23 protein-coding genes and 1 pseudogene are annotated in these 26,321 nt (G+C 68.6%); 14 read left to right on the top strand and 10 right to left on the bottom strand.

What is annotated here, in order from left to right; genetic code table 11:
• Positions 1-82 precede the first annotated feature (82 nt).
• Genes AC0KS4_RS19530 through AC0KS4_RS19520 form a run of 3 tightly spaced genes read right to left on the bottom strand, consistent with a single transcriptional unit; the run spans position 83 to position 2,672 of the window.
• The gene (locus AC0KS4_RS19530; protein WP_225329566.1) at positions 83-715 is read right to left on the bottom strand and encodes a Maf family protein; all 633 of its coding nucleotides are present in this window, start codon (positions 713-715) and stop codon (positions 83-85) included.
• Positions 712-1,008 carry an acyl-CoA carboxylase subunit epsilon gene (locus tag AC0KS4_RS19525; RefSeq protein WP_238956712.1) on the bottom strand — a complete coding sequence of 99 codons (297 nt, stop codon included), beginning with the start codon at positions 1,006-1,008 and terminating at the stop codon, positions 712-714. Before AC0KS4_RS19525 ends, AC0KS4_RS19530 begins: the two co-directional genes overlap by 4 nt.
• A 23-nt stretch (positions 1,009-1,031) precedes the next feature.
• Positions 1,032-2,672 (bottom strand): acyl-CoA carboxylase subunit beta, encoded by a 1,641-nt coding sequence (locus AC0KS4_RS19520; RefSeq protein ID WP_238956711.1) that lies wholly within the window; start codon positions 2,670-2,672, stop codon positions 1,032-1,034.
• A gap of 65 nt (positions 2,673-2,737) precedes the next feature.
• Between AC0KS4_RS19520 and AC0KS4_RS19515 the strand changes: the two genes are divergently transcribed.
• From AC0KS4_RS19515 to AC0KS4_RS19500, 4 genes are all read left to right on the top strand, one after another.
• Complete coding sequence (locus AC0KS4_RS19515) at positions 2,738-3,874, top strand: PucR family transcriptional regulator (protein ID WP_238956710.1); 1,137 nt, start codon at positions 2,738-2,740, stop codon at positions 3,872-3,874.
• A gap of 82 nt (positions 3,875-3,956) precedes the next feature.
• The gene (locus AC0KS4_RS19510; RefSeq protein ID WP_472408524.1) at positions 3,957-4,511 is read left to right on the top strand and encodes a nuclear transport factor 2 family protein; all 555 of its coding nucleotides are present in this window, start codon (positions 3,957-3,959) and stop codon (positions 4,509-4,511) included.
• A gap of 1 nt (position 4,512) precedes the next feature.
• Positions 4,513-6,174, top strand: coding sequence for a steroid-22-oyl-CoA synthetase (gene casI, locus AC0KS4_RS19505; protein ID WP_238956708.1), 1,662 nt, complete (start codon positions 4,513-4,515; stop codon positions 6,172-6,174).
• 23 nt (positions 6,175-6,197) lie between these two features.
• Entirely contained in the window at positions 6,198-7,766 is a 1,569-nt protein-coding gene (locus AC0KS4_RS19500; protein ID WP_238956707.1) for an FAD-binding protein, read from the top strand.
• A gap of 309 nt (positions 7,767-8,075) precedes the next feature.
• On the opposite strand, the gene AC0KS4_RS19495 is transcribed toward AC0KS4_RS19500, so the two are convergent.
• Positions 8,076-9,158 (bottom strand): IS110 family RNA-guided transposase, encoded by a 1,083-nt coding sequence (locus AC0KS4_RS19495; protein WP_472408547.1) that lies wholly within the window; start codon positions 9,156-9,158, stop codon positions 8,076-8,078.
• A gap of 111 nt (positions 9,159-9,269) precedes the next feature.
• Between AC0KS4_RS19495 and AC0KS4_RS19490 the strand changes: the two genes are divergently transcribed.
• Positions 9,270-10,094, top strand: coding sequence for a biotin--[acetyl-CoA-carboxylase] ligase (locus AC0KS4_RS19490; RefSeq protein WP_238956706.1), 825 nt, complete (start codon positions 9,270-9,272; stop codon positions 10,092-10,094).
• A gap of 98 nt (positions 10,095-10,192) precedes the next feature.
• Positions 10,193-10,711: a PH domain-containing protein gene (locus AC0KS4_RS19485; RefSeq protein ID WP_238956705.1), complete on the top strand. Its 519-nt coding sequence runs from the start codon at positions 10,193-10,195 to the stop codon at positions 10,709-10,711.
• Here AC0KS4_RS19485 and AC0KS4_RS19480 read toward each other — a convergent pair.
• The gene (locus tag AC0KS4_RS19480; RefSeq protein ID WP_008259906.1) at positions 10,666-11,325 is read right to left on the bottom strand and encodes a GtrA family protein; all 660 of its coding nucleotides are present in this window, start codon (positions 11,323-11,325) and stop codon (positions 10,666-10,668) included. The genes AC0KS4_RS19485 and AC0KS4_RS19480 overlap by 46 nt on opposite strands.
• Before the next feature lie 110 nt (positions 11,326-11,435).
• Here AC0KS4_RS19480 and AC0KS4_RS19475 point away from each other — a divergent pair.
• The 6 genes and pseudogenes from AC0KS4_RS19475 (at position 11,436) to AC0KS4_RS19450 (ending at position 17,960) form a co-directional block, all read left to right on the top strand.
• A pseudogene (locus tag AC0KS4_RS19475) lies at positions 11,436-12,796 on the top strand (5-(carboxyamino)imidazole ribonucleotide synthase).
• A complete protein-coding gene (gene purE / locus AC0KS4_RS19470; protein ID WP_238956704.1) occupies positions 12,760-13,281 on the top strand; it encodes a 5-(carboxyamino)imidazole ribonucleotide mutase in 522 nt (173 codons plus the stop codon). Before AC0KS4_RS19475 ends, purE begins: the two are co-directional and overlap by 37 nt.
• 83 nt (positions 13,282-13,364) lie before the next feature.
• A complete protein-coding gene (locus AC0KS4_RS19465) occupies positions 13,365-14,534 on the top strand; it encodes an acyl-CoA dehydrogenase (protein ID WP_238956703.1) in 1,170 nt (389 codons plus the stop codon).
• Positions 14,535-14,779: 245 nt separating this feature from the next.
• Positions 14,780-15,925, top strand: a complete 1,146-nt coding sequence (locus tag AC0KS4_RS19460) for a PP2C family protein-serine/threonine phosphatase (RefSeq protein ID WP_225329558.1) — start codon at positions 14,780-14,782, stop codon at positions 15,923-15,925.
• The gene (locus tag AC0KS4_RS19455; RefSeq protein ID WP_225329557.1) at positions 15,922-17,523 is read left to right on the top strand and encodes a sensor histidine kinase; all 1,602 of its coding nucleotides are present in this window, start codon (positions 15,922-15,924) and stop codon (positions 17,521-17,523) included. Before AC0KS4_RS19460 ends, AC0KS4_RS19455 begins: the two co-directional genes overlap by 4 nt.
• On the top strand, positions 17,520-17,960 hold the full coding sequence (locus tag AC0KS4_RS19450; protein ID WP_225329556.1) for a response regulator: 441 nt from the start codon (positions 17,520-17,522) through the stop codon (positions 17,958-17,960). The genes AC0KS4_RS19455 and AC0KS4_RS19450 overlap by 4 nt, the downstream gene beginning before the upstream one ends.
• Before the next feature lie 8 nt (positions 17,961-17,968).
• On the opposite strand, the gene pstA is transcribed toward AC0KS4_RS19450, so the two are convergent.
• The 5 genes from pstA to AC0KS4_RS19425 form a co-directional block, all read right to left on the bottom strand.
• The gene (gene pstA / locus AC0KS4_RS19445; protein WP_225329555.1) at positions 17,969-18,817 is read right to left on the bottom strand and encodes a phosphate ABC transporter permease PstA; all 849 of its coding nucleotides are present in this window, start codon (positions 18,815-18,817) and stop codon (positions 17,969-17,971) included.
• 1 nt (position 18,818) lies between these two features.
• Positions 18,819-19,844 (bottom strand): phosphate ABC transporter permease subunit PstC, encoded by a 1,026-nt coding sequence (gene pstC / locus AC0KS4_RS19440; RefSeq protein WP_238957368.1) that lies wholly within the window; start codon positions 19,842-19,844, stop codon positions 18,819-18,821.
• Between the two features lie 22 nt (positions 19,845-19,866).
• Positions 19,867-20,979 carry a phosphate ABC transporter substrate-binding protein PstS gene (gene pstS, locus AC0KS4_RS19435; RefSeq protein ID WP_275254528.1) on the bottom strand — a complete coding sequence of 371 codons (1,113 nt, stop codon included), beginning with the start codon at positions 20,977-20,979 and terminating at the stop codon, positions 19,867-19,869.
• A gap of 67 nt (positions 20,980-21,046) precedes the next feature.
• Positions 21,047-22,180, bottom strand: a complete 1,134-nt coding sequence (pstS, locus tag AC0KS4_RS19430; RefSeq protein ID WP_238956701.1) for a phosphate ABC transporter substrate-binding protein PstS — start codon at positions 22,178-22,180, stop codon at positions 21,047-21,049.
• Positions 22,181-22,217: 37 nt separating this feature from the next.
• A complete protein-coding gene (locus AC0KS4_RS19425; protein WP_238956700.1) occupies positions 22,218-23,024 on the bottom strand; it encodes an ATP-binding cassette domain-containing protein in 807 nt (268 codons plus the stop codon).
• Between the two features lie 184 nt (positions 23,025-23,208).
• Here AC0KS4_RS19425 and pstS (AC0KS4_RS19420) point away from each other — a divergent pair, with 184 nt between their 5' ends.
• Positions 23,209-24,315 (top strand): phosphate ABC transporter substrate-binding protein PstS, encoded by a 1,107-nt coding sequence (gene pstS, locus AC0KS4_RS19420; RefSeq protein ID WP_238956699.1) that lies wholly within the window; start codon positions 23,209-23,211, stop codon positions 24,313-24,315.
• A gap of 15 nt (positions 24,316-24,330) precedes the next feature.
• Positions 24,331-26,319, top strand: a complete 1,989-nt coding sequence (locus AC0KS4_RS19415) for a serine/threonine-protein kinase PknD (protein WP_238956698.1) — start codon at positions 24,331-24,333, stop codon at positions 26,317-26,319.
• Positions 26,320-26,321 lie beyond the last annotated feature (2 nt).

Genomic DNA, 26,321 nt, shown 5'->3' with positions numbered 1-26,321 from the left:
TACTCATCCCGGGATTTCGTCACCAACGTCGACGTGTTGTCGCCGATTCGCCCCCATCGGCCCAACGAGTCGACGCTCGGGGTCAGTTCGCCGCCCACAGCGCGGCCACCGACAGCCCGGCCCGCCCCAGCAGGGTCCGCAGCAGCGGCAGGCTCACGCCGATCACGTTCGACGGGTCGCCTTCGATCTTGTCGACGAACCAGCCGCCCAGGCCGTCGAGGGTGAAGCCGCCCGCCACGTGCCACGGTTCGCCGCCGGCCACGTAGGCGCTCAGATCGGCATCCGTCGGATCAGCGAAATGAACTGTGGTGCAAGCGGATTCGACCTCACGATGGGTGATTGCGCCGTCGGACAGCCGCAGCAGACAGTGCCCGGTGTGCAGCCCGCCGGACCGCCCGCCCATGAGGCGCCACTGGCTCGCAGCGGCGTCGGCCGACCCGGGCTTGCCGCACAGCCGGCCGTCGAGGAAAAGCATCGAATCACAGCCAATGACAACGCAATCGGCCGCGACGCCGCCGTCCAGCTCGCCGGCGACCTGTTCGGCCTTGGCCCGGGCCAGGCCGCACACGACGTCACTCGGCGAGGCGTCGGGCCCCAGCGCGGCCGCGACCGCGTCTTCGTCGACGCCGGACACCACCACCAGCGGATCGACGCCCGCCTGACGCAACACCTTGAGCCGGCCGGCCGAGGCCGACGCCAGCACCAGGCGGGTCAATGCCTCATGTGCGTCATTTGCTGCATGGTCAGCCGCTGGTAGTTCGACATCGCGAACCGCAGCCGGTCGACCGGGAGGCCCCAGCGGGTCTCCTCGGGCTGTTCGGGCTCCGGCCCGCCGCCGGCACAGCCCAGCACCGCGACCAGCGCGGCCACCTCCTCGAGGGTGGGTTCGCCCCTGAGGATCTGGATGTGCGGCTCGTGCGCCTCGGGCGCGGCTTCGGTTGCCGCAGAACCGTTTTCGTCGTTCTGACTCACAGGAGCCGAATTGCTCGTCTCGTTCCCGTCGCTCACTGCGTTCGCTCCGCTCGCTCGACTCACAGCGGAATGTTCCCGTGCTTCTTGGGGGGCAGGTGGGCGATCTTGCGTTCCAGCAGGCGCAGCGCCGTGCCGATGTAGCCGCGGGTGTGCGACGGCGGGATCACCGCGTCGACGTAACCGCGCTCGGCCGCGACGTACGGGTTGACCAGGGTGTCCTCGTACTCCTGCTGCAATTCCAGCCGCAGCGCGTCGACGTCCTTGCCCTCCTTGGCCGCCTCGGAAAGCTGCTTGCGGTAGACGAACCCGACGGCGCCGGAGGCCCCCATCACGGCGATCTGCGCCGACGGCCAGGCGATGTTGACGTCGCAGCCCATGTCCTTGGAGCCCATGACGCAGTAGGCGCCGCCGTAGGCCTTGCGGGTGATGACGGTGATCTTGGGGACGGTGGCCTCGCCGTAGGCGTAGAGCAGCTTGGCGCCGCGCCGGATGATGCCGTTGTATTCCTGGCCGGTGCCCGGCAGGAAGCCCGGCACGTCGACCAGCATGATGATCGGGATGTTGAAGCAGTCGCAGGTCCGCACGAACCGGGCCGCCTTCTCCGAGGCGTTGATGTCCAGGCAGCCGGCGAACTGCGTCGGCTGGTTGGCCACGATCCCGACCGGCCGGCCGTCGATGCGGCCGAACCCGACGACGATGTTCTGCGCGTAACCCCCCTGGACTTCCAGGAATTCGTCGTCGTCGAGGATGCGGGTGATCACCTCGTGCATGTCGTAGGGCTGGTTGGGCGAGTCCGGGATCAGCGTGTCCAGCTCGAGGTCCTCCTCGGTGAGGTTGTCCTCGATGGCGCCCGGCGGGTGCGGCTCGGCGTAGCGGGGCGGGTCGGTCGCGTTGTTGGGCGGCAGGTAGCTCAGCAGGTCGCGGACCCAGTCGAAGGCGTCCTGCTCACCGGAGGCGACGTAGTGCAGCGTGCCCGACTTGGCCATGTGGGTGTGGGCGCCGCCCAGCTCCTCCATGGTGACGTCCTCGCCGGTGACGGTCTTGATGACGTCGGGCCCGGTGATGAACATCTGGCTGGTCTGGTCGACCATGACCACGAAGTCGGTCAGCGCGGGGGAGTAGACGTGCCCACCGGCGGCGGCCCCCATGATCAGCGAGATCTGCGGGATGACGCCGGAGGCCAGGATGTTGTTGCGGAAGATGCGGCTGTAGAGGCCGAGCGAGACGACGCCCTCCTGGATGCGCGCCCCAGCGCCGTCGTTGATGCCGATCAGCGGGCGGCCGGTCTTGATCGCCAGCTCCTGGACCTTGACGATCTTCTCGCCGTACACCTCGCCGAGGCTGCCGCCGAACACCGTGGCGTCCTGGCTGAAGATGCACACGTCGCGGCCGTCGATGGTGCCGTAGCCGGTGATCACGCCGTCGCCGAGCGGGCGGTTGTTCTCCAGGCCGAAATTCTTGCTGCGGTGCCGGGCCAGCGCGTCGAGCTCGACGAACGAGTCCTCGTCGAGCAGGGCGAGGATGCGCTCGCGGGCGGTCAGCTTGCCCTTGGCGTGCACCTTCTCGACGGCCTCTTCACCCACCGGGTGCAGCGACTCCTCGCGACGCTTGTGCAGTTCGGCCAGCTTGCCCGCGGTGGTGTGGATGTCGATGGTGTGTTCGGCAGCGGGCTCCGCAGTGTGGTCGGTAACGCTCGTCATGGGTGTCGAGCTTAGCGTGGCTGGTAGCCCGTCCCTGTGAAGGGCTTTGACGGTAACCTCCGCTGATGAACGCCGACCCGGTGCGCATGTCGGAACTGGGATCCGATTCCGCCTCCGTGCTGCGGATCATTTCCCACTTCGACCGGCTCCACGAGTCGGCGGCCGACGCCGACACCGTGGTGCGCTGCGCGGCACTGCTGGCCGAATGCCCGGTCGGTGCGCGGTGGGCGTCGGGCACCGTGATCCGTTACGACGCGACGGGTCGCCTGGAACCGGGCTGCGCGCCGGCGCCGGCGCCGGCCGACGAGCCGAGCGTGTGGCTGGAACGCGACGGTCCCGGGCACGCCCTCGATCCGGTGCTGCTCGATCGGTTGGGCCACACCCTGCGCGCGGTGCCGGCACGCGCCGGGGCGTCGGGCGAGTTGCACATCGGGGATCCGGCGCTGCTCGAAGTCGTGCTCTCCGGCAAGGAGCGCCGGGAGGACCGGGCGCGGGCCGTCCGCCTGCTCGGGCTGGACGAAGGGCGCAACATCTGCGTCCTGGCGGTGTCCGCGCACTCGCCACCCGAGGCGCTGCGGATCATCGCGCGGCAGCTTCCGGGCTCGTCGGTGCGCTCGACCGCCATCGGGAACGCGACGGCCGTGCTGTGCCAGGGGCCCATCGACACCCGGGCGCTCTCCGACGGGCTGGAGAGCGCGATCACCACCGCGTTCCCGGGACGGCGGAGCGAGGGGCCCGACCGGGGCCCCTGGGTGGGCATCGGCGCCAGCGTCGAAGCGCTGGCCGCGGCCACGTCGTGGCAGCAGGCTCTGGGCGCGCTGCGCTTCGCGTCGTCGACCGGTTATGGCAGGCGCGCCGTGGCCTACGAGCGGCTCAGCGCGCTGGAGCTGTTGGCCGATATCCCTTTGGAACGGGTGCACCGGCAGCGAGATGTGTTGCGGATCAACGAGATTGCCGCGACGCCGACGGGCGCGCTCGACGTCGACACCGTGGAGGCCTTCTTCGTGTTCGGGTCGCTGCGGCGCACGGCCGCCGAACTGCATCTGCATCACAGCACCGTCGCGGCGCGGCTCGCACATGTCGGGTCGCAGATGGGATGGGATTTCAACGATCCGATGGACCGGTTCACGGCCACCCTGGTGCTCATGATCCGGCGGATCGCGTTGTCCTCGACCGAACTCGACGAACCGGAAAGGTCCTGACCGACGGTCGTCGGGCGGATCGGCGGATACGGGCGACGGCTGGCGGATGACCGCGGGCCACCGGATTCGTGATGATGACCGCATGGCGATCATCGACCCCAACCGGACCTGGGAACCGCTAGAGAGGCGGTTGGCCGAAACCACCAACGAGCGGCACCGGGCGGTGCTGAGCGTGGTGATCGAGCACATGAAGGCCGAAGCCGCACCGGATTTGGGGCGGTTGATGGCGACGCTGAGCCCCGAGCCCGCCTACCACTTCTGGCACGGGGCCCAGGATGTCGGCGCGAAAACCACCGACGGGGTGCGCAGCTACTACGTCGACTTCCTGGCGACCCGCACCAACATTCTCGAGTTCGAGGTGCAGCGGCTCGTCGTCGACGATGACTGCCTGGTGACCGAGGGTCTGCTCAAGCAGCTCTACCCCGCCGCGGAGCTGACGCGCATCCTCGGGATGCCGGTCGACGACCCCGACGGGGATTACCTGGTGGTGTTCCGGCAGCTGCTGCTGTGGCCAATCGACCAGAGCGGCAAGATCATTGGTGAGGACTCCTACAACCCGGGCGTGGTCAGCGTGACCAAGCTGTCCCGCGACGAGCTGCCGCAGGAGTACCTGGACCTCGTGCACGCGTCGGCCTGAGATGCGCGCCGACATCGCGACGATGCTCCTCGATCGCCTCGGTGACCAACACGTCGGGCTGCGCACCCGTGACCGCGACTGGACCTGGGACGACGTGGTCCGCGAATCCGCCGCGCGCGGCGCCTTGGCCCTGTCGATGCGCCGCAGATCGTTTGCCCAGGCCCCGTTTCACATCGGGGTGCTGCTGGACAACGTGCCCGACTTCGTCTTCTGGCTCGGCGGCGCGGCGCTGGTGGGGGCGACCGTGGTGGGCATCAACCCGACCCGCGGTGCCGCCGAGCTGGCCGCGGAGATCCGGCACACGGATTGCCAGCTGATCGTCACCGACGCCGCGGGGCTGCAGCGATTACGCGACCTGGACCTGGACCTGGAACCGGACCGGTTCCTGCAAGTCGACGACCCCGGCTACCGCGGGCGCATCGATGCCCACCGCGGTCACCCCGCCGTCGCGGCCGGCGTGGGCCCGGAGTCGTTGTTCCTGCTGCTGTTCACCTCGGGGACGACGGGCGCGTCGAAGGCGGTCAAATGCAGCCAGGGGCGGCTGGCCTGGATCGCGCACACGGCCACCGAGAAGTTCGGGCATGTCCGCGACGACGTGGACTACTGCTGCATGCCGCTGTTCCACGGCAACGCGATCATGGCGCTGTGGGCGCCGGCGCTGGCCAACGGCGCCACCGTCTGCCTGACCCCGACCTTCTCGGCGTCGCGATTCCTGGCCGACGTGCGGTATTTCGGTGCGACGTTTTTCACCTACGTGGGCAAGGCACTCGCCTATCTGATGGCCACACCCGAGCGGCCCGACGATGCCGACAACCCACTGGTCCGCGGCTTCGGCACCGAGGCGTCACCGGATGACCAGGCCGAGTTCCGGCGCCGCTTCGGCGCGGAGCTGCTGGAGGGCTATGGCTCGAGCGAGGGTGGCGGCGCCGTCTCGCACGCCGCGGACGCGCCACCCGGGGCGCTGGGCCGGCCGGCCCACCCCGGCGTCGCGGTGGTCGATCCGCAGACGCTGACCGAGTGCCCGCCCGCGCTGCTCGACGAACACGGCCGGGTGCGCAACCCCGACGAGGCCGTCGGCGAAATCGTCGACAAGTCGGGCACCCGGACGTTCGAGGGCTACTACAACAACGACGACGCCGACGCCGAGCGGATCCGCAACGGCTGGTATTGGACCGGCGACCTCGGGTACCGGGACGAGGCGGGCTTCCTGTACTTCGCCGGCCGCCGCGGCGACTGGATCCGGGTCGACGGCGAGAACACCTCCGCCCTGACGATCGAGCGTGTCCTGCGCCGGCACCCCGACGTGGTGGCGGCCGGGGTTTATGCGGTGCCCGACCCGCGATCCGGCGATCAGGTGATGGCGGCCCTCGAGGTGGCCGATCCCGAGAAGTTCGACGCCGCAGGTTTCGCCGCCTACCTCTGCGATCAGAAAGACCTGGGCAGCAAGGGCGCTCCCCGGTTCCTGCGGCTGTCGACGAGCCTGCCCGTCACCGGCTCCAACAAGGTGCTCAAGCGCGTGCTGCAACGCCAGCGCTGGCACACCGACGAACCGGTGTATCGGTGGGCCGGGCGGGGAGCGCCCGCGTACCACCGGATGAGCGCCGACGAAAAGCGCTCGCTCGACGCGGAATTCGCGTCGCACGGCCGGCAGCGCTACCTGTGAGCGCGGCGAGGTAGTCTCCGCTGATGGACGCCCGCCTGTTGGGAACCGCGGACTGGACGGCCGAGTGCGACGTACTGGTCGCGGGATCCGGCGGTGGCGGCGTCACCGGCGCGTACACCGCGGCGCGCGAAGGCCTCGACGTGCTCCTGGTCGAGGCGACGTCCAAATTCGGTGGCACCACGGCGTATTCCGGCGGGGGTGGCGTCTGGTTCCCGTGCAATCCGGTGCTGCTGCGCGCCGGCACCGACGACACCATCGAGGACGCGCTCACCTACTACCACGCGGTGGTCGGCGATCGCACGCCGCGCGAACTGCAGGAAACCTACGTCCGCGGCGGCGCGCCGCTGATCGAGTACCTGGAGGCCGACCCGAACCTGAAGTTCGTGCCGTTGCCCTGGCCCGACTACTACGGCAAGGCGCCCAAGGCGCGCCTCGACGGCCAGCGCCACATCGCGGCCAAGCCGCTGGCGGTGGCCGCCGCCCCCGAATTCCGCGACGCGATCCGCGGGCCGCTGGACACCGACCGGCTCGGCGCCGAACCGCCGTCCGACTACTACGTCGGGGGCCGCGCGCTGATCGCCCGCTTCCTCAAGGCCATCGGCCAGTACCCGAGCGCGTCGCTGCGGCGCGACACCGCCCTGGTCGAACTCGTGGTGTCCGACGGCAGGGTCACCGGCGCGATCGTCGAGACCGGCGGGCAGCGCGGCGCCATCCGCGCCCGCCGGGGCGTGCTGCTGGCCGCCGGGGGCTTTGAAGCCAACGACGAGCTGCGCCGCGCGTACGGGGTGCCGGGCGTGGCGCGAGACACCATGGGCGGACCGGGAAGTCGCGGCCTGGCGTTGCAGGCCGGCATCGCCGCGGGCGCGGACACCGACCTGCTGGACCAGGCGTGGTGGTCGCCGGGCATGACCCATCCCGACGGCCGGTCCGCCTTCGCGCTGTGGTTCACCGGCGGCATCTTCGTCAACCAGGACGGCGACCGGTTCGTCAACGAGTCCCGGGCCTACGACCGGGCCGGCCGCGAGATCATCGCGCAGCTGGCCGACGGGTCGATCACGTTGCCGTACTGGATGATCTACGACGACTCCGAGGGCGAGGTGCCGCCGGTCAAGGCGGCCAACGTCTCCCTCGTCGAGACCGAGAAGTACGTGGCCGCCGGCCTGTGGCACTCCGCGGACACCCTCGAGGAACTGGCCGCCAAGATCGGCGTGCCGGGGGAGCGGCTGGCGGCAACGGTCAAGCGGTTCAACGATTTTGCCGCCTCCGGCGTCGACGAGGACTTCGGCCGCGGCGACGAGGCATTCGATCGCGCGTTCTCGGCGGGCGCGTCGCCGCTGGTGCCCATCGTCACCCCGCCGTATCACGCCGCGGCGTTCGGCATCTCGGACCTGGGCACCAAGGGCGGCCTGCGCACCGACGCCGCGGCGCGGGTGCTGGACAGGTCGGGCCACCCGATTCCAGGCCTGTACGCGGCGGGCAACACCATGGCCGCGCCCAGCGGCACCGCGTATCCCGGCGGGGGCAACCCGATCGGAACCAGCATGCTGTTCAGCCACCTGGCCGTGCTGGACATGCGCGCCCGTCGGCCCTGAGTTCTGATATGGGGTGCTGATATGGGGTGCTGCTTTGTCAAGTGGCAGGGTGAAGCGGCGGCCACGACCGTCGTCGCGGCCGCCGCTTCGTTGGCCCGATAGAGTTTGACGCGGCGTCGTGTCGACGCTGGGTCAGTCTGATATGCGCGGGTTGGTTACCGCAGGACGGGACTTTCGGCATGAGCGGTTCGCTGGTCTAGGGTCGAGGGTAGATGCGTTGTGCTGCAATGTATCTCCTCATAGAACTGACGCGTGTCGCTCAGTCAAACGCTTTGCCTGCGTCGTCTCTGTCGGGACAATTGTGGTTACTTAGCCGTCGAGAACGGCCACCGACCAGCACCAGCCGGCCAGTTCACGAGCGATCGCGGCGTTGGCGATCACTGGCCGTTTGTGACGCTGATCGAAGCGGACCCAGCGGGTATGCAGGCGTCGATTGGCGGCGTGACTGCGCGCCCGCAGGGCAGGTGTGGCCGTCGCCCAGCGGCGTCGCAGACGTTGGCTGGGCCGATAGGGCTTGCGGTGATGCCAAGCCGACTCGATCAGCAATCGACGGACATGACCATTGCCGGTCTTGGTCAGCCCGCCCTGAGCGCGTGTATCGCCAGAGGAATACTCCGTAGGGACCAGGCCGACGTAGGCGCCGATCGTGCGGCCTGTGAAGCGGGTCCAGTCACCAATCTCGACGGCCAAACCGAATGCAGTCAGTGTGGAGATTCCTCGCAGGCACTGCAGGCGGCCGGCGACGCCGGTGAACTCCGAGTCGGCGGCCATCTCGGCGATCGCGTGATCGAGCCTGTCGCGGCGATCAACGGTGGCCAGCATCGCATCGAATGCGGCGTCAAACGCCGCCTGCTGGCCGACATTGCCGAACTGCTGTTGACGTAACCATTGTTCGTGTTTACTCGTCCAGGCTTCACCGCCGTGGTAGACAATCCCTTGCCGCAGAAGCAGTTTCGATATCCGGTGGCGCGCGCTCATCAGATCGCCGCGGCGATCCTCGCGAGCACGGACCAGATCTCGGGCAGACTCTTGGGCCGGCGAGGGAATCGCCACGGACACCACTTCGCCCAGATGAAGGAGCCGGGCCAAGTGCCGCGCATCACGCGCATCGGTCTTGACCCGATCGCCAGCGGGCCGGATCAGCTTCGAGGGCGCCAACACCTGGCAGTCGATCCCGGCCGCGAGCAAAGCCCGCGCCAACCCAAATCCCGTCGGTCCCGCCTCATACACCGCATTGACCGGCCCCGGCAACGACCGAGCCCACTCGAGGATCTCCCCGTGGTGCGGAGTCATCCGGCGCTCGATCACCTCGCCGGTCTCACCATCCAACGCACACCCGAACACCGATCGTGCGTGCACATCCAAGCCAACACTCGTACGCTGACGTATCACTGGGGCCTCCCAAATCTGTGGCTCTACCGGCCAGGACCCACTTCCTGACGGCAACCCACGATCACATTTGAGCGAGGCCCCAGCCCACCCATACCGTCTAGGCTGGGTCCGGTGACAGACCGAGATCAACTTCGAGCACCACTGGACGCCGCCGCGCTGCGCGCCGAGTTGATCGGCACCGGGCTGGGCTGGCGTCAGCTCGACGTCGTCGAGCAGACCGGGTCCACCAACGCCGACCTGCTGGCGCGGGCGGCGTCGGGCGCCGACGTCGCGGGTGCGGTGCTGATCGCCGAGCACCAGACCGCCGGCCGGGGGCGGCACGGCCGCGGCTGGTCCGCCACCCCGCGCGCCCAGATCACGATGTCGGTCGGTGTCAGTGTCGTCGACGTCCCGAGCACCGGGTGGGGGTGGCTGCCGCTGGCCACCGGGGTGGCGGTGGTCGACACCGTCGCTCCGCTGCTGGAAGGGTCCGGGGCCCGGGTGGGGCTCAAGTGGCCCAACGACGTGCTGGCCGGGCCGGCGGATTCGCCGGGCAAGCTGGCCGGAATTCTCGCCGAGGTGGCAAAGCCCGTGGTGGTTATCGGCTTGGGGCTCAACGTGACTCAGTCCGCCGACGAGATCGACGGCCCCGGCGCGACGTCGCTGCTCGATCTCGGCGTCGCCGAACCCGACCGCACCCGGCTGGTGTCCGCCCTGCTGCGGGAGCTGGGACGGCGGATCGTGGCCTGGCGCGCCGCGCGCGGCGCCGACTGGGCGTTGGCCGCCGACTACCGGGCGCGCAGCCTGACCCTCGGCAACCGGGTGCGCGCGCACCTGCCCGGCGGCAAGCAGATCGATGGGACCGCCACCGCCATCGACGACCAGGGCCGGCTGTGCCTGGAAAGCGGCGGGCAGACCGCCGTCGTCGCGGCCGGCGATGTGGTGCATCTGCGGTAGTGGCGATCGCAAGCGCGGCGTAGCCGGGCGCAGCGGGTCGCCACCATCTGCGGTAGTTACGCCTGGGCTGTCGCGTCGCGCGGCTAAGGTCGGCGGGCATGGGCTATCCGGACAATGTGCTGGCCGCCGGCGAGCACGTCATCGTGCACCGCCACCCGCACTGGAAGCGGTTGATGTGGCCGGTGCTGGTTCTCATGCTGGCGACCGGGCTGGCGGCGTTCGGCTCCGGCTACCTCAACTCGACGCACTGGGAGCAGCTCGCCAAGAACATCATCCACGGCGTCATCTGGGGGATCTGGCTGGTGATCGTCGGGTGGCTGACGCTGTGGCCGTTCGGAAGCTGGCTGACCAACCATTTCGTGGTGACGAACCGCCGGGTGATGTTCCGGCACGGGGTGTTGACGCGCACCGGAATCGACATCCCGCTGGCCCGCATCAACAGCGTGGAATTCCGCGACCGCATCACCGAACGGATGTTCCGCACCGGGACGCTGATCATCGAGTCGGCGTCACAGGATCCGTTGGAGTTCTACGACATTCCGCGGCTACGCGAGGTGCACGCGCTGCTGTATCACGAAGTCTTCGACACCCTGGGCTCCGAGGAATCGCCGAGCTGACCCAGCCGCCCGGCCCGATTGCGCCAGGCGCGCAGCAGGGTGACGTTTCCGCCCTCGATCTCGTCTTCGAAGATCTCGGCAATACCGCCCGCGGTGAGCGCCGATTCCAGGGCCTTGTCGGGCGTGCGGGCAAACTGGTCCGGAAATACCCAGCGGCGAAACGCCCAGAAGCGGAACGCCATCTGCAGCAGGTTTCCGATGATGTAGGCCGAGATGAAGTCGGCCAGGTTTTCCACCGCCAGCGACACCGTCGGCACGCGCAGTTGCAGCACGTAGCTGGAGAACCACAGCGGCGCCATGGACAGCAGCACCCCCACGCCGCTGAACGCGAAGAACAGCAGGGCCTCGTGGTGGCGCTCGCGCCCGCCGCGGTTGCGGAAGCTCCATTCCCGGTTCAGCACGTAGGACGCGATGACCGCCACGATGCCGGCGATCACCTTCGCGGTGACCGGTTTGGGTTCAAGAATTGTCAGCTTGAGGGTATAGAAAATCGCCGAGTCGATGACGAACGTCGTTCCGCCGACAATGGCGAATTTGATCAGTTCGTGGTGGCGTAGCAAATAGGGCTGCAAAACCCTTGGCAGACGCGCGATCGTGGCTTCAGCGAAGGACACAACACGTCAGTGTACGGACGGACACAAATTCGACGCAAAATCGTACATAACAATTCAGTGTCGGCCGCGGTCAACACGGCTTTGGCCGCGGCGTGCGGAGCCGTGACACCATGATGGCCGTGCCGAGTACACGCCCGCCGGGCGCCGCCCCCCTCGAAACGCCCCCCGCAGCCGCCCGCGCCGTTCCCCGGGTCACCCCCGTCGTCGCGATGGTCGGTGGCGGTCAGCTCGCCCGGATGACCCACCAGGCGGCGATCGCCCTGGGGCAGACGCTGCGGGTGCTGGCCACCGACGCCGGCGAATCGGCCGCGCTGGTCGCGCCCGACGTGGTGATCGGCTCCCACACCGATCTCGAAGACCTGCGCCGGGTCGCCGCGGGCGCGGACGTGCTGACGTTCGACCACGAGCATGTGCCGACCGAGCTGCTGAACAAGCTGGTCGCCGACGGCGTCAACGTGGCGCCGCCGCCGCAGGCGCTGGTGCACGCCCAGGACAAGCTCGTGATGCGGCGGCGGTTGGAGGCCCTCGGCGTCCCGGTGCCCCGCTATGCCGAGATCCGCAGCGTCGACGAACTCGACGAGTTCGCCCGGGGCATCGCCGGACCCGTGGTGGTGAAGGCGATCCGCGGGGGTTACGACGGGCGCGGCGTGCGGATGGCCCGCGACCCGTTGCACGCCCGCGAGATCGCGGCCGACTTCCTGGCCTCGGGCGTGCCGGTGATGGCCGAGGAGCAGGTGAACCTGCGCCGCGAGCTGTCCGCACTGGTGGCGCGGTCGCCGTTCGGCCAGGGGGCGGCGTGGCCGGTCGTCGAGACGGTGCAGCGCGACGGGATCTGCGTGCAGGTGATCGCCCCCGCGCCGGACCTGCCCGACGACGTCTCCGCCGACGCGCAGGGGCTGGCGTTGCGGCTGGCCGGCGAGCTCGGGGTGGTCGGTGTGCTCGCGGTCGAGCTGTTCGAGACGGGCGACGGGGCGCTGCTGGTCAACGAGCTGGCGATGCGGCCGCACAACTCGGGGCACTGGACCATGGACGGGTCGCGCACCAGCCAGTTCGAACAGCATCTGCGCGCGGTGCTGGACTACCCGCTCGGCGACACCGACGCCGTCGCGCCGGTGACCGTGATGGCCAACGTCCTGGGCGCCGCGACACCCCCGCAGATGAGCGTCGACGAGCGGCTGCACCACCTGTTCGCGCGGATGCCCGACGCCCGCGTGCACCTGTACGGCAAACAGGAACGCCCCGGCCGCAAGGTCGGCCACATCAACTTCGTCGGCTTGGGCCCGGCGCGGGAAAACGTGGCGAAGCTGCGGGAACGCGCCGACCTGGCGGCACACTGGTTGTCACATGGGGAGTGGACGGACGGATGGGATCCACATGCGCCGGTGACGATGAACAGAGCGGTGCGATCGGAAAAGGCGGGAGGAGCGGCGCAACATGGCTGAGCAGCCTCAGCAGGCTCGGGTCGGCGTGATCATGGGCAGCGACAGCGACTGGTCGGTGATGCAGGACGCCGTGGCCGCGCTGGCCGAGTTCGACGTGCCGGCCGAGGTCCGCGTCGTCTCGGCGCACCGCACCCCGCAGGTGATGTTCGACTACGCCCGCGACGCGGCCGGGCGCGGCATCGAGGTGATCATCGCCGGGGCAGGGGGAGCGGCGCACCTGCCGGGCATGGTCGCGTCCGCGACGCCGCTGCCGGTGATCGGGGTGCCGGTGCCGCTCGCGCGCCTCGACGGCCTCGACTCGTTGCTGTCGATCGTGCAGATGCCCGCCGGTGTCCCGGTGGCCACGGTCTCCATCGGCGGCGCCCGCAACGCCGGCCTGCTCGCCGTGCGCATCCTCGGGTCGTCGGACCCGGCGCTGCGGGCGCGGATCGTCGACTTCCAGAAGCAGCTGGCCGAGACCGTGCGGGCCAAGGATGAGGCGCTACAGCAGCGCCGGGGTAAAGTTACCGACTAGTAGCTTGGCGACGAGGCGCGCCGCGCCCGCGCAGGAGTCGGGCAGTTCGGCAGGGCGCCACAGGAGAGCGTAGGAGGCTCGAGATGGCTGGATGGGCCGGAAACCCCACCTTTGATCTGTTCCAGTTGCCCGAGGAGCACACGGAATTGCGGGCGGCGATCCGCGCGCTGGCGGAGAAGGAGATCGCCCCGCACGCCGCCGACGTCGACGAGAATGCCCGCTTCCCGCAAGAGGCGCTGGAGGCCCTGAACGCCTCGGGGTTCAACGCCGTGCACGTGCCCGAGGAGTACGGCGGGCAGGGCGCCGACTCGGTGGCCGCATGCATCGTCATCGAGGAGGTCGCCCGCGTCGACGCGTCGGCGTCGCTGATTCCCGCGGTCAACAAGCTGGGCACGATGGGGCTGATCCTGCGCGGCTCCGACGAACTGAAGAAGCAGGTGCTGCCGTCGATCGCGGACGGCTCGGCGATGGCGTCCTATGCCCTGTCCGAGCGCGAGGCCGGCAGCGACGCGGGGTCGATGCGCACCCGGGCCAAGGCCGACGGGGACGACTGGATCCTCAACGGCGCCAAATGCTGGATCACCAACGGCGGCAAGTCCAGCTGGTACACGGTGATGGCGGTGACCGATCCGGACAAGGGCGCCAACGGTATTTCGTCGTTCATGGTGCACAAGGACGACGAGGGATTCAGCGTCGGGCCTAAGGAGCGCAAACTCGGCATCAAGGGTTCGCCGACCACCGAGCTGTACCTCGAGAACTGCCGCATCCCGGGCGATCGGATCATCGGCGAGCCGGGCACCGGTTTCAAGACGGCGCTGGCGACGCTGGACCACACCCGGCCCACCATCGGGGCGCAGGCGGTCGGCATCGCCCAGGGCGCGCTGGACGCCGCCATCGCCTACACCAAGGACCGCAAGCAGTTCGGCCGTCCGGTCAGCGACAACCAGGGTGTGCAGTTCATGCTCGCCGACATGGCGATGAAGGTGGAGTCCGCCCGGCTGATGGTGTACCACGCCGCCGCCCGCGCTGAGCGCGGCGAATCCCACCTCGGCTTCATCTCCGCGGCGTCGAAGTGCCTGGCGTCCGACGTCGCGATGGAGGTCACCACCGACGCCGTGCAGCTCTTCGGCGGCGCCGGCTACACCGTCGATTTCCCCGTCGAGCGGATGATGCGTGACGCCAAGATCACCCAGATCTATGAGGGCACCAATCAGATTCAGCGCGTGGTGATGTCGCGGGCGCTGCTGCGCTGACCGTTTCGCGGGGGTGTTGGGAAATCGCCGGCCGTACCGCATAGGATCTCCACGGCGCGTGAAGTCCAAGCCGACGGTCGGTAAACAGGCACCGGCTATCCCGTCTGACCACCGCCACCGAGCAATGGTCTTATCGCGGCCAGGGGGTCTGCAGTGCAGAACGTGACTTCCCACTCCCGTCCACAGATGGCCGGGAATTGATACCGGCGCGTGCTCCGGTCACACCGACGGCGAGTTGGCAGTCCTTGTCGTTGCTCTTGGTCGAGGACGACCGCGCCGACGCGTTGCTCGTGGAGGACCTGATCACCGACGCGGCCACCGACGTCCGGGTGGTGTGGGCCAAGTCGATGGCCGACGCGGAACGCGAGCTGGAATCCGCCCGCCCCGATTGCGTGCTGCTGGACCTGCACCTGCCCGACGCCAGCGGGATCGACGCGTTGGACCGCGTCGCCAAGCTGGACGCCACCGTCCCGATCGTGGTGCTGACCGGGCTGAACGACGAGTACTTCGGGGCGTCGGCGGTCGCCGCCGGCGCCCAGGACTACCTGGTCAAGGGCCGGGTCGAGCCCGAGATGCTGCGCCGCGCGCTGCTGTACGCGATCGAGCGCAAGCGCGCCGAGCTCATCGCCGCCGACCTGCACGCGACCCAGCTGCGGGCTCGGGAGAACGCGCTGCTGGAACGCGGACTGCTGCCCTCCCCGCTGCTGCTGGACAACCCGGGCGTCGACATCGTCGCGCGGTACCGGCCGAGCCGCGAAGACGCCTTGCTCTGCGGCGACTTCTACGACGTCGTCCAGACGCCCGACCGGATCGTGCACGTCCTGATCGGCGACGTCGCCGGGCACGGCCCGCACGAGGCGGCCCTGGGCGCGGCGCTGCGGATCGCGTTTCGGACGCTCACCTTCGCGGGCGTGCACGGCGTCGACCTGATGCGGCAGCTGGAGCGGGTGCTGTATTCGGAACGAACCGGCACCGGCATCTTCGCGACCGTGCTCAGCCTCGAGATCTCGCCGGACAGCCCGCGGGTCAGCGTCATCCGCGCCGGGCATCCGGGGATGTTGCTGCAGGGCGGTGGCGCGGTGGAGTGGGTGGAGCCGCCGGGCGGCCCGGCGCTGGGCCTGCATGCCGGCGACTGGCCGCGCCACGAGCTTGCGCTGCCCTCGGGTCACGGCCTGCTGTTGCTGACCGACGGTCTCTACGAAGGCTATTCGGGGCAGGGCACCGAGCGGCTCGGCGAGGATGGCCTGCTCGAGCTGGCCCGCTCGCACGTCAACCAACCCGGCCCGGCGTTCGTCGACGCCCTCATCGACGGCGCCCAGGAACTCGCCGAGCCGCGCGGGGGTCTCACCGACGACATCGCCGTGCTCCGAATCGAGAGGACCACGACGTGACGGCACCGCGTCCGCTTCGGCTCGCGCAGCTCACCGTGCGGGGGTGGCTGGCCCTCGTCCTGTGGATCATGGGCGCGACGGTGCTCCTCGGCGCGGTGGTCGGCGGGGTGTTGCTGGATCGCACCGACCAGGTGTCGCGCCAGGTGGGTGAGGACATCCAGCCGGCGCGCGTCGCGGCGACGCACCTGCAGGCGGCCCTGCGGGACCAGGAAACGGGCGTGCGCGGTTACCTGATCTCCGCCGACCGGCAGTTCCTCGCGCCGTATTACGACGGGCAACGCGCCGAACGGGCGGCCGCCGAGGAGATTCGGCGGCTGGTGGGCGGGCGCGCGGAGCTGATGGCCGATCTGGAGGCCATCGAATCGGCCGCCGCGGACTGGCGGAGCAGCTATGCCGAACCCGTCATCGCGGCGGTCACCCCCAAGGTTCCCACCGTCGTCAGCACCTCGATGGCCGACCTCGGCAAAGCCAAATTCGACCGGCTACGAGTGCTTTTCGATACGCAGAACACGCACCTGGCGGACGCGGCGACAAGCGCCGTCGGTGAGCTCAACGACATCAACGGCTGGCGCGACTGGGTGCTGGGCGCGATGGTGCTGATCGTGTTGGGGACGGCCCTGCTGATCGGGTTGCTGAGTCGCGCCGCGATCACCCGGCCGATCGCGAATCTGGCCGCGGCCTGCCGCCGGATCACCCAGGGCAACTTCGACGAAGTCATCTCGGCGCCCAAGCGGCCCAAGGACATTCGCAACATGGCCATCGACGTCGAGAACATGCGCAAACGCATGGTCGAGGAGCTCGACGTGTCCCGTTCGGCGCAAACCCTGCTCGACGAGCAGGCCGCCGAATTGCGCCGTTCCAACACCGAACTCGAGCAGTTCGCCTACGTCGCGTCCCACGATCTGCAGGAACCGCTGCGCAAGGTGGCCTCCTTCTGCCAGCTGCTGGAGAAGCGGTACGGCGACAAGCTCGACGAGCGTGGCGTCGAATACATCGGCTTCGCGGTCGACGGCGCCAAGCGCATGCAGGCGCTGATCAACGACCTGCTCACCTTCTCGCGGGTCGGCCGGCTGGGCACCACCGAGACCGAGGTGCAACTCGACGCGACGCTCGACTCCGCTCTGGCCAACCTGGCCATCGCGATCGAAGAAACCGACGCCCAGATCGTGCGGCCCGCGGAGCCGCTTCCGGAGATCCTGGGGGACCCGACGCTGCTGACGATGCTGTGGCAGAACCTCCTTGGCAACGCGATCAAGTTCCGGCACAAGGATCGCCCGCCCCGCGTAGTCATCGAATGCTCACCCGGCGAGGGCACCCACGACGGCGAATGGTTGCTCAGCGTGTCGGACAACGGCATCGGCATCCCGGAGGAATTCTCCGACAAGGTCTTCGTCATCTTCCAGCGGCTGCACGGCCGGGAGGTGTACGCAGGAACCGGCGTGGGGCTCGCGTTGGTCAAGAAGATCGTCGAGCATCACGGCGGGACCGTGCGGATCGACACGTCCTACACGGAGGGGACGCGATTCGAATTCACGTTGCCCACCCCCGGGCCCGTCGAGGAAGAAGACTCAGTCGCTTTGGAAGGAGCGCATCAGTGACAGTCGAAGGCAGAGCGATCGACATCCTGCTGGTCGAAGACGACCCGGGCGACGAGCTCATCACGCGAGAAGCGTTCGAGCACAACAAACTCAAGAACAGGCTGCACGTCGCGCACGACGGGGAGGAGGGCCTCAACTACCTCTACCGGCGCGGCGAGTTCGCCGACGAGCCCCGGCCCGACCTGATCCTGCTCGACCTGAACCTGCCCAAATACGACGGCCGCCAGCTGCTGGAGAAGATCAAGTCCGACCCCGACCTGGCCCAGATCCCGGTCGTCGTGCTCACCACCTCCTCGGCCGAGGAGGACATCCTCAAGAGCTACAAGCTGCACGCCAACGCCTACGTCACCAAACCCGTTGACCTGGACCAGTTCATGAAGGCGGTCCGCCAGATCGACGAGTTCTTCGTTCAGGTGGTGCGGCTGCCGACCGCCTGAACGGCGGGCTACCCCGATTCGGAGTGCCGCCGCGCGAACCAGGTGATCAACCGCCCGAGGATGATCAGCAGGAACACGAACACGATCAGCAGGAACGCGGCGTCGTAGGACAGGTCGCGGGCCGTCTTCGACGGCAGGTTGTAGAACGTCCAGATCGGATAGGTCAGGTAACCGACCGGTGAGTCGGTGAGCTTCCCGGTCGGGGCCGAGTTCGACCAGCCCGCCGTGTACAGCATCGGCGCCGTCTCGCCGACCGCCAGCGCGAGCGCCACCAGCAGCCCGGTGACGATGCCGGGGATCGCCGACTTGAGCACGATCTTGCGCAGGGTCCAACCGAGCGGCAACCCGAGCGCTTCGGCCCCCTCCCGGTAGGACGTGGGCACCTGGGAAAGCGCGGACTCGGTGGCCTTGGCGATGTACGGGATGCTCATCGCCGAGAGCGTCAGCACCCCGGCCGCCAGGGAGAACCCCCAGTGAAACTTCACCACCAGCGCCAGGTAGCCGACGTAGCCGAGCACGATCGACGGGATGCCGGACAAGATCTCGTAGGCGCCGCGCAGGATGGAACGTGTTCTGCCGCCGGCGAATTCGGAGAGATAGATCCCGGTCAACACGCTGACGGTGCCCCCGACCAGCATGACGCCGACGCCGACGACCACGGTGCCGATGATGGCGTTGCGCAGGCCGCCGCCGTTGCCGCGGGTGTTCTCGGTCAGGACGCTCCATTTGAAGACCGGCAGGGCGCGCGCGACGACTTCGATCAGCATCCACAGCGTCGGCACGACCACCACCGCCAGGCAGCACACGCAGGCGATCCAGAACAGCGCGTTGACGATCTTGCGTCGGGTACCGACCACGTCAGACACCCCGTCCCACCGGCAGCGCCGTGCCCGACACCCGGCGCACCATCGCGCGGGCCGCGACGTTTGTCAGCAACGTGATCACCATCAACACCAGCGACACCTCGGCGAGGGTTTTCACCGCGAAGTCGGTGAAGTCGGTCATCGCCGAATCCAGCTGCGACACAACGGTTGCCGCGATGGTGGTCATCGTCGCGTAGATGTTGGTGGGTATCGCGCCCAACACCGCGCCCGACACCATGGCGACGGCCATCGTCTCTCCCAGCGCGCGGCCCAGCCCGAGCACCACCGCGCCGACGATGCCGCTCGACACCCACGGCAGGGTGACCCGCCGCGCGCACTCCCAGTCGGTCATCCCCAGCGCGACGGCGCCCTCGCGGGGCAGCACCGGCACTTGCCGGATCAGGTCGCGGGTGGTGCTGGCGATGATGGGGATGACCATCACCGCCAGCACCAGCCCGGACACCAACAAGCCCTCCCCGTTACCGGTGTTGCCGCGGAAGTAGCTGAGCACCGGCACGTCGGGGGCGTTGCGGGCGATCACCGGGGCCACGTAGTGGGCGATGAACGGCCCGAATGTCATTGCGCCCCAAAGGCCGACGATGACGCTGGGGATGCCGGCGAGCAATTCGAGCACCATCCCGATGGCCGACGCGAGACGCTTCGGCAACCGCTCCACGATCACCAGCGCCGCCCCGATCGACACCGGCACCCCGATGACCAGGGCGATCGCCGAGGTCGCCAGGGTCCCCACGATCAGCGGCAACGCCCCGTAGTAGGCGCCGACCGGATGCCGGACGCCGCGGGTGACGACGGCGTCGCCGTAGGTGTTGCCGGGGTTCCAGTCGGTGGCGGTGAAAAAGTGCAGCCCGTTGACCCTGATCGCGGGCAGCGCCTCGAGGAGCAGCGTCGCGAGCACGAACACCAGCGCGAGCAGCGGAACCACCGCGCCCACCGCACCCAGGGAACGGATGGTCAGGCCCGGGCGGCGCGCGCCACGGATCCGCGCCAGCGCGCCGCCCATCGTGAAGTCGGTCACCAAGCTCCTACTGGCCGCTGAGCTTGGCGATCTGGGCGTCCGACAACTTCGCCACCTCGGTCGGCAGCGGTTGGAAGTGAACCTTGTCCAGGAACGAGGCGTTGTTGCCGTCGGTGATCGCCCAGTGCAGGAAGGCCTGCAGGGTCTGGGCGGTGGCGCCGTCCTTCTGACCGCTGTTGACGATGGCGTACTCGTAGTTGACGATCGGGTACCCGTCGGGGGCCGGGCCGTTGATCAGCGAGACCGCCTGGTTCGCCGGGGTTTTCGAGGCGAAGCCGGCGGCCGCGGCCTGGATGCTCTTGGCGTCGGGCAGCAGGTACTTGTCGGAGGCGTTGGCCAGTTGCGCCTCGCCGAGCCCCTTGCCCTGGGCCTGGTCGAGGAAGCTGATGCCGATGTAGGCCACGCAGCCCGGGGTGTCCGCGCAGCCGGTCACCATGCCGCCGTTGCCGTTCTCGCCGAGCGCGCCGGGCACCGTCGGGAACGCGACGGTGGTGCCGAAGCCGGGCGATTTGCCCCAGCCGTCGGGGTCCTGCTTGGACAGGTACTGGGTGAACAGGAAGGTGTCACCGGACCCGTCGGAGCGGTGCAGCGGAACCACCGGCGTGGCAGGCAGATTCACGCCGGGGTTCAGCCCGGCGATCTGCGGGTCGTTCCAGGTTTTGACGGTGCCGTTGTACATGCCGGCCAGCACCTTGCCGTTCAGCTTGATGTGTTCGGTGACGCCGGGCAGGTTGTAGTTGACCTGCTGCGCCGAAATGGCCAGCGCGATGTTCATCAACCCCTTGTGCGCGGCCATGTCGCCCTCGGACAGGTAGGCGTCGGAGGCACCGATGGCGACCGCCCCGGCCGCGGCCTGGGAGATCCCGGTCCCGGAGCCGGTGCCCTGGGTGGTGATCGTGACGTTCGAGTACTTGTCGTGATAGGCGGGGCCCCACAGGTTGAACAGCGGGTAGAGCAGCGTGCTGCCCGTCTCCGACAACGTCACCGGCGATGACGCCGGCGTCGTCGCGACCGGCCCGCCGCCACCCTGGCTCGGCGCACCGTTCTGCGAGGTCGAACCACACGCGGCCGCCGCCAAAACTAATGGCGCGGTCGCGGCCATCGCCAGCAACCTACTCATACGAACTTTCACGGTCTGTTCCTTTCTCTTTCCTTTAGGCCCTTGCGTCCCTTTGCGTTTACTCTGCTCAGCCGCTGATCTTGGCGATCTGGGCGTCCGACAACGTCACTACCTCGTCCGGTAGCGGCTGGAAGTGAACCTTGTCCAGAAACGACGGGCCGTTGCCCTCGGTGATTGCCCAGTGCAGGAACGCCTGCAGCGTCTGGGCGGTGGCACCGTCGCGCTGGTTTTCGTTGACGATCGCGTACTCGTAGTTGACGATCGGATACCCGTCGGGGGCCGGGCCGTTGATCAGCGAGATCGCCTGGTTCGCCGGGGTTTTCGTGGCGAAGGCGGCGGCCGCGGCTTGAATGCTCTTGGCGTCGGGCAGCAGGTATTTGCCGGAGGCGTTGCCCAGCTTGGCCTCGCCGAGTCCGTGCTGGTCGGCCTCGTCGAGCGAGCCGATGCTGGTGTAGGCCACGCAGCCGGGGTTGGCGGCGCAGCCGGTCACCATGGCACCGTCGCCGTTCTCGCCCAGCGCGGCGGGCACGGCCGGGAAGGCGACGGTGGTGCCGAAGCCGGGTGATTTGCCCCAGCCGTCGGGGTCCTGCTTGGACAGGTACTGGGTGAACTGAAACGTGCTGCCGGACCCGTCGGAGCGGTGCAGCGGAACCACCGGCGTGTCGGGCAGTTGCAGGCCGGGGTTGATGCCGGCGATCTGCGGGTCGTTCCAGGTTTTGATCGTGCCCTGGTACATGCCGGCCAGCACCTTGCCGTTGAGCTTGAGGTGCTGATGGACACCGGGCAGGTTGTAGTTGACCTGCTGCGCCGACATGGCCAGCGCGATGTTCATCAGCCCCTGGTGCGCGGCCATGTCGCCCGCGGACAGGTAGGCGTCGGAGGCGCCGATGACGACGGCCCCGGCCGCGGCCTGAGAGATCCCGGCGCCCGAGCCGCTGCCCTGGGTGGTGATGGTGACGTTCGGGTACTTCGCGCGGTAGGCGGCGCCCCACTCGCTGAACAGCGGGTAGAGCAGCGTGCTGCCGGTCTCGGAGAGCTCGATCGTGGAGGTCGCCGGGGCGGTGGCGACGCTGCCGACGGTCGGGCCGGCGCTCGCCGCACCGCCCCTTGGGGTCTCGGCGTGCGAACCGCAGGCCGCGATCCCCAGGGCCGGCGGCGCGATGGCCACCAGACCCAGCAGCGTACCCAGACGAGTCTTCACGTCCCCGCTTCCTCTTCCCCGGCGAGACCCTTTCCCGCTATTGGCTTTCTGAGACGCTTTCCGAGACCCCGGCCGTGTGCGTGGAGCCCTGATCCGAGCCCTGCGCCGGCCGGAACGGCGCGAAGTAGCGGACGGTCTCCTCATGCTTCGGCGACAGGAACAACTGCTTGGTCGGCCCCTCCTCGACCAGCCGGCCCTCGAAGAAGAAGGCGGTCCGGTCACCGCTGCGGGCGGCCTGCGCGAGGTCGTGGGTCACCATGATCACGGTCAGCCGGTCGGCGAGCGATCGGATGAGTCCCTCGATCTTTTCGGTCGTGGTCGGGTCCAGCGAGGAGGTGGGCTCGTCGAGCAACAGCACGTCCGGGTTGACGGCGAGCGCGCGGGCCAGGCACAACAACTGCTGCTGGCCACCGGAGAGCCGGAACGGGGAATCGCCGAGCCGATCCTTGACCGCGTCCCACAGGCCGACCTCGGTGAGCCGGGCCTCGGCGACGTTCTTGAATTCCTTGCGCGGCGCCATTTTGTGCGCGCGCACGCCGGCCACGACGTTGTCCATGATCGACATCGGGAACGGATTGGGACGCTGGAACAGCATGCCGACGCTGCGGCGAAACTCCATCAGGTCGCGGTCGGCGAAGATGGTGCGCCCGCCCAACAGGACGTCGCCGCTGTGCCGGAAACCGGAGACCTTGTCGTTCATCCGGTTCAGGGTGCGCAGGAAGGTGGTCTTGCCCGACCCGGTCGGCCCCAGCAGGGTGGTGACGGAACGGGCGGGGAAGTCGAGACTGACCTGCTCGAGGACCGTTTTGGGGCCGAACCCCAGGGTGAGGTCGACAGCCCGCATGAGCTGGCCGCCATCGGCGACAGGAGCCGCAACTGCGGCCGGTAGCTGTTGTTCGCGACGCATTGACAGCCAATGCTACGTGTTTGCGACCGGCACCCGGTCACCGGCCATTAACCTCTTATTCTTTGTCAAGGGTTTGTATATTCGCGATTGGTTAACTTTTGTTGACGATCAAAGGAGTTTCGTGAGGATCGCTCGATCTGGCGTCGCACTGAGCCTGGTGGCCGCCGTCGCCCTCGCGCTGGCGGGATGCGGCGACAACAACTCGTCGTCGGGATCGAACGCCAAGACGGCGCCGGTGGACTGCGGCGGTAAGAAGGTCCTGAAAGACAGCGGCTCGACAGCGCAGCAAAACGCCATCGAGCAGTTCGTCTACGCCTACGTCCGGGCCTGCCCGGGCTACACGCTCGACTACGACGCCAACGGATCCGGCGCCGGCGTGACCGAGTTCCTCAACAACCAAACCGATCTCGCCGGGTCCGACGTCCCGCTGGATCCGTCCACCGGTCAGAACGACCGGGCGGCCCAGCGGTGCGGCTCGCCGGCCTGGGATCTGCCCACGGTGTTCGGGCCGATCGCGGTCACCTACCACCTCACCGGGGTGAACGGGCTGAAACTGGACGGGCCCACCGTCGCGAAGATCTTCAACGGCACCATCACCAAGTGGGACGATCCGGCGCTGAAGGCGATCAACTCGGGCCTCAACCTGCCGTCGACGCCCATCACGGTCATCTTCCGCAGCGACAAATCCGGTACCACCGCCAACTTCCAGAAGTACCTCGACGGCGCGTCCGACGGCGCCTGGGGCAAGGGCGACAGCGAGGTGTTCAACGGCGGCGTCGGGCAGGGCGCCAGCGGGAACAACGGCACGTCCGCGCTGCTGCAGAACACCGAGGGGTCGATCACCTACAACGAGTGGTCGTTCGCGGTGGGCAAGCAGCTGACCATGGCTTCGATCATCACCTCGGCGGGCCCGGACGCGGTGCCGATCACCAAGGACTCCGTCGAGAAGACGATCGCCGGGGCGACGTTCAAGGGGCAGGGCAACGACCTGGTGCTCGACACCTCGTCCTTCTACAAGCCGACACAGTCCGGCGCGTACCCGATCGTGCTGGCGACCTACGAAATCGTCTGCTCGAAGTATCCGGACGCGGCGACGGGCACGGCGGTGAAGGCATTCATGCAGGCCGCGATCGGTCCGGGCCAGGAGGGTCTGGATCAGTACGGTTCCATCCCGCTGCCCAGCTCGTTCACGGCGAAGCTGTCGGGCGCGGTCAATGCGATTTCGTGACATGGAGACTCGACGGTGAGCGATAGCGGGCCGGCCTCGCGGGCCGGGTCCTGGTTCGGCCCCTACCGGCTGGTGCGCCTGCTGCGGCAGGGCGGCATGGGTGAGGTGTACGAGGCCGAGGACACCCGCAAGCACCGCATGGTGGCCCTGAAACTGATCTCGCAGCAGTTCTCCGGCAACTCGGAGTTCCGGGCGCGCCTGCAGCGCGAGGCCGATATCGCCGGCCGGCTGACCGAACCACATGTGGTGCCGATCCACGACTACGGCGAGATCGACGGCCGATTCTATGTGGACATGCGCCTCGTCGACGGCGTCGATCTGGGCACGCTGTTGCGCCGGGACGGTCCGCTGGCCGCACCGCGGGCGATCGCCATCATCAGCCAGGTCGCCGCCGCGCTGGACGCGGCCCACGCCGTGGGGGTGACGCACCGCGACGTGACACCGGGAAACATCCTGATCACCGGCAGCGACTTCGCGTACCTGGCGGATTTCGGAATCGCCCGGGCCGCAACCGATCCGGGGTTGACCCAGTTCGGGACCGCGATCGGCACGTATTATTACATGGCCCCGGAACGATTCACCGACGACACCGTCACCCACAGCGCCGACATCTATTCGCTCGCCTGTGTTTTGAGTGAATGCCTGACCGGCTCGCCGCCGTACCGGGCCGACACGATCGAACGGCTGGTCGCCGCGCACCTGACGAAGACGCCCCCGTCGCCCAGCCAACTGCGCCCCGGCGCGTTTCCGCCCGCTTTGGATCAGGTGATCGCCAAGGGCATGGCCAAACGTCCCGAGGAGCGCTACCGCACCGCGGGCGAATTCGCCGCCGCGGCCCATGACGCGCTGACCACGTCCGAGCAGCGCAAGGCCACCACGATCCTGCGGGAGGGGGAAAACGCCGTCCAGCGTGCGGAGGCGTCGGGCCCGCTCCCCGGGCGCGAGCCGCCCTCATGGCCCAGCGCCGAGACCATGGCGGGTCCGGTGGCCCCGAGGACGGGCGGCACCGGTTGGTCGGAGCGCTCCGGCCATAACCCGTCACTGATTCGCCCCGCCCCAACGACGACATTCGGCCACACCTACGGGTCCGGGCCGGACTTCAGGAGGCCCCCCGTGCCAATGGACCCCAAACGCAAACAGTGGATCATCGTCGGCGCCATCGCGCTCGTCGCCCTCGTCGCGTTCATCCTGGCGGTCGCCGGTTACCTGTCCACGCGGTCCTCGGGGCCGGCAGAGCAGGCATCGGGCCAAAGTGTGTTGCCGTTCAACGGCATTGACTTCCGCCTGTCCCCGGGCGGGGTGGCGCTGGACAGCGCCGGCGACGTCTACGTCACCAGCGAAGGCATGTACGGCCGGGTGGTGAAGCTGACGGCCGGTTCGAACGCCACGACGGTGCTGCCGTTCCACGGGCTGTATGAGCCACAGGGTCTGGCCGTCGACGGTGCGGGCACGGTGTACGTCGCCGACTTCAACAACCGGGTGGTCAGCCTGGCCGCGGGCTCCAACGACCAGAAGGTGCTGCCGTTTTCGGGTCTGAGCTATCCCGAGGGCGTCGCGGTCGACAGCCAGGGCAACGTGTACGTCGCCGACCGCGGTAACAGCAGGGTGGTGAAGCTGGCGGCGGGATCCAAGACCCAGACCGAGTTGCCGTTCACCGGACTCAAGAATCCCGATGGTGTCGCCGTCGACGCCGCGGGCACCGTGTACGTCGCCGATACCGACAACAACAGGATCGTGAAGCTCGACGCCAATTCAAATACCCAGGCGGAGTTACCCTTCCAGAACATCTCTGTGCCGTGGGGCATCGCGGTGGACAACAGCGGCACCGTCTACGTCACCGAACACGACAAGAGTGACGTGCTGAAGTTCCCGGCGGGCTCGAACGCGCCGACCGTCCTGCCGTTCAACGGGCTCAACACGCCCCTGGCGGTGGCGGTCGACAAGGACCGGAACGTCTACGTCGCCGACCGCGGCAACGACCGGGTGGTCAAGCTGACGCCGTGAGG

This window comes from Mycobacterium sp. NTMscope_MAC_12 (assembly GCF_976985675.1).
The sequence above is the reverse complement of the archived record's forward strand: the minus strand, read 5'-3'. Positions and strand labels throughout refer to the sequence as shown.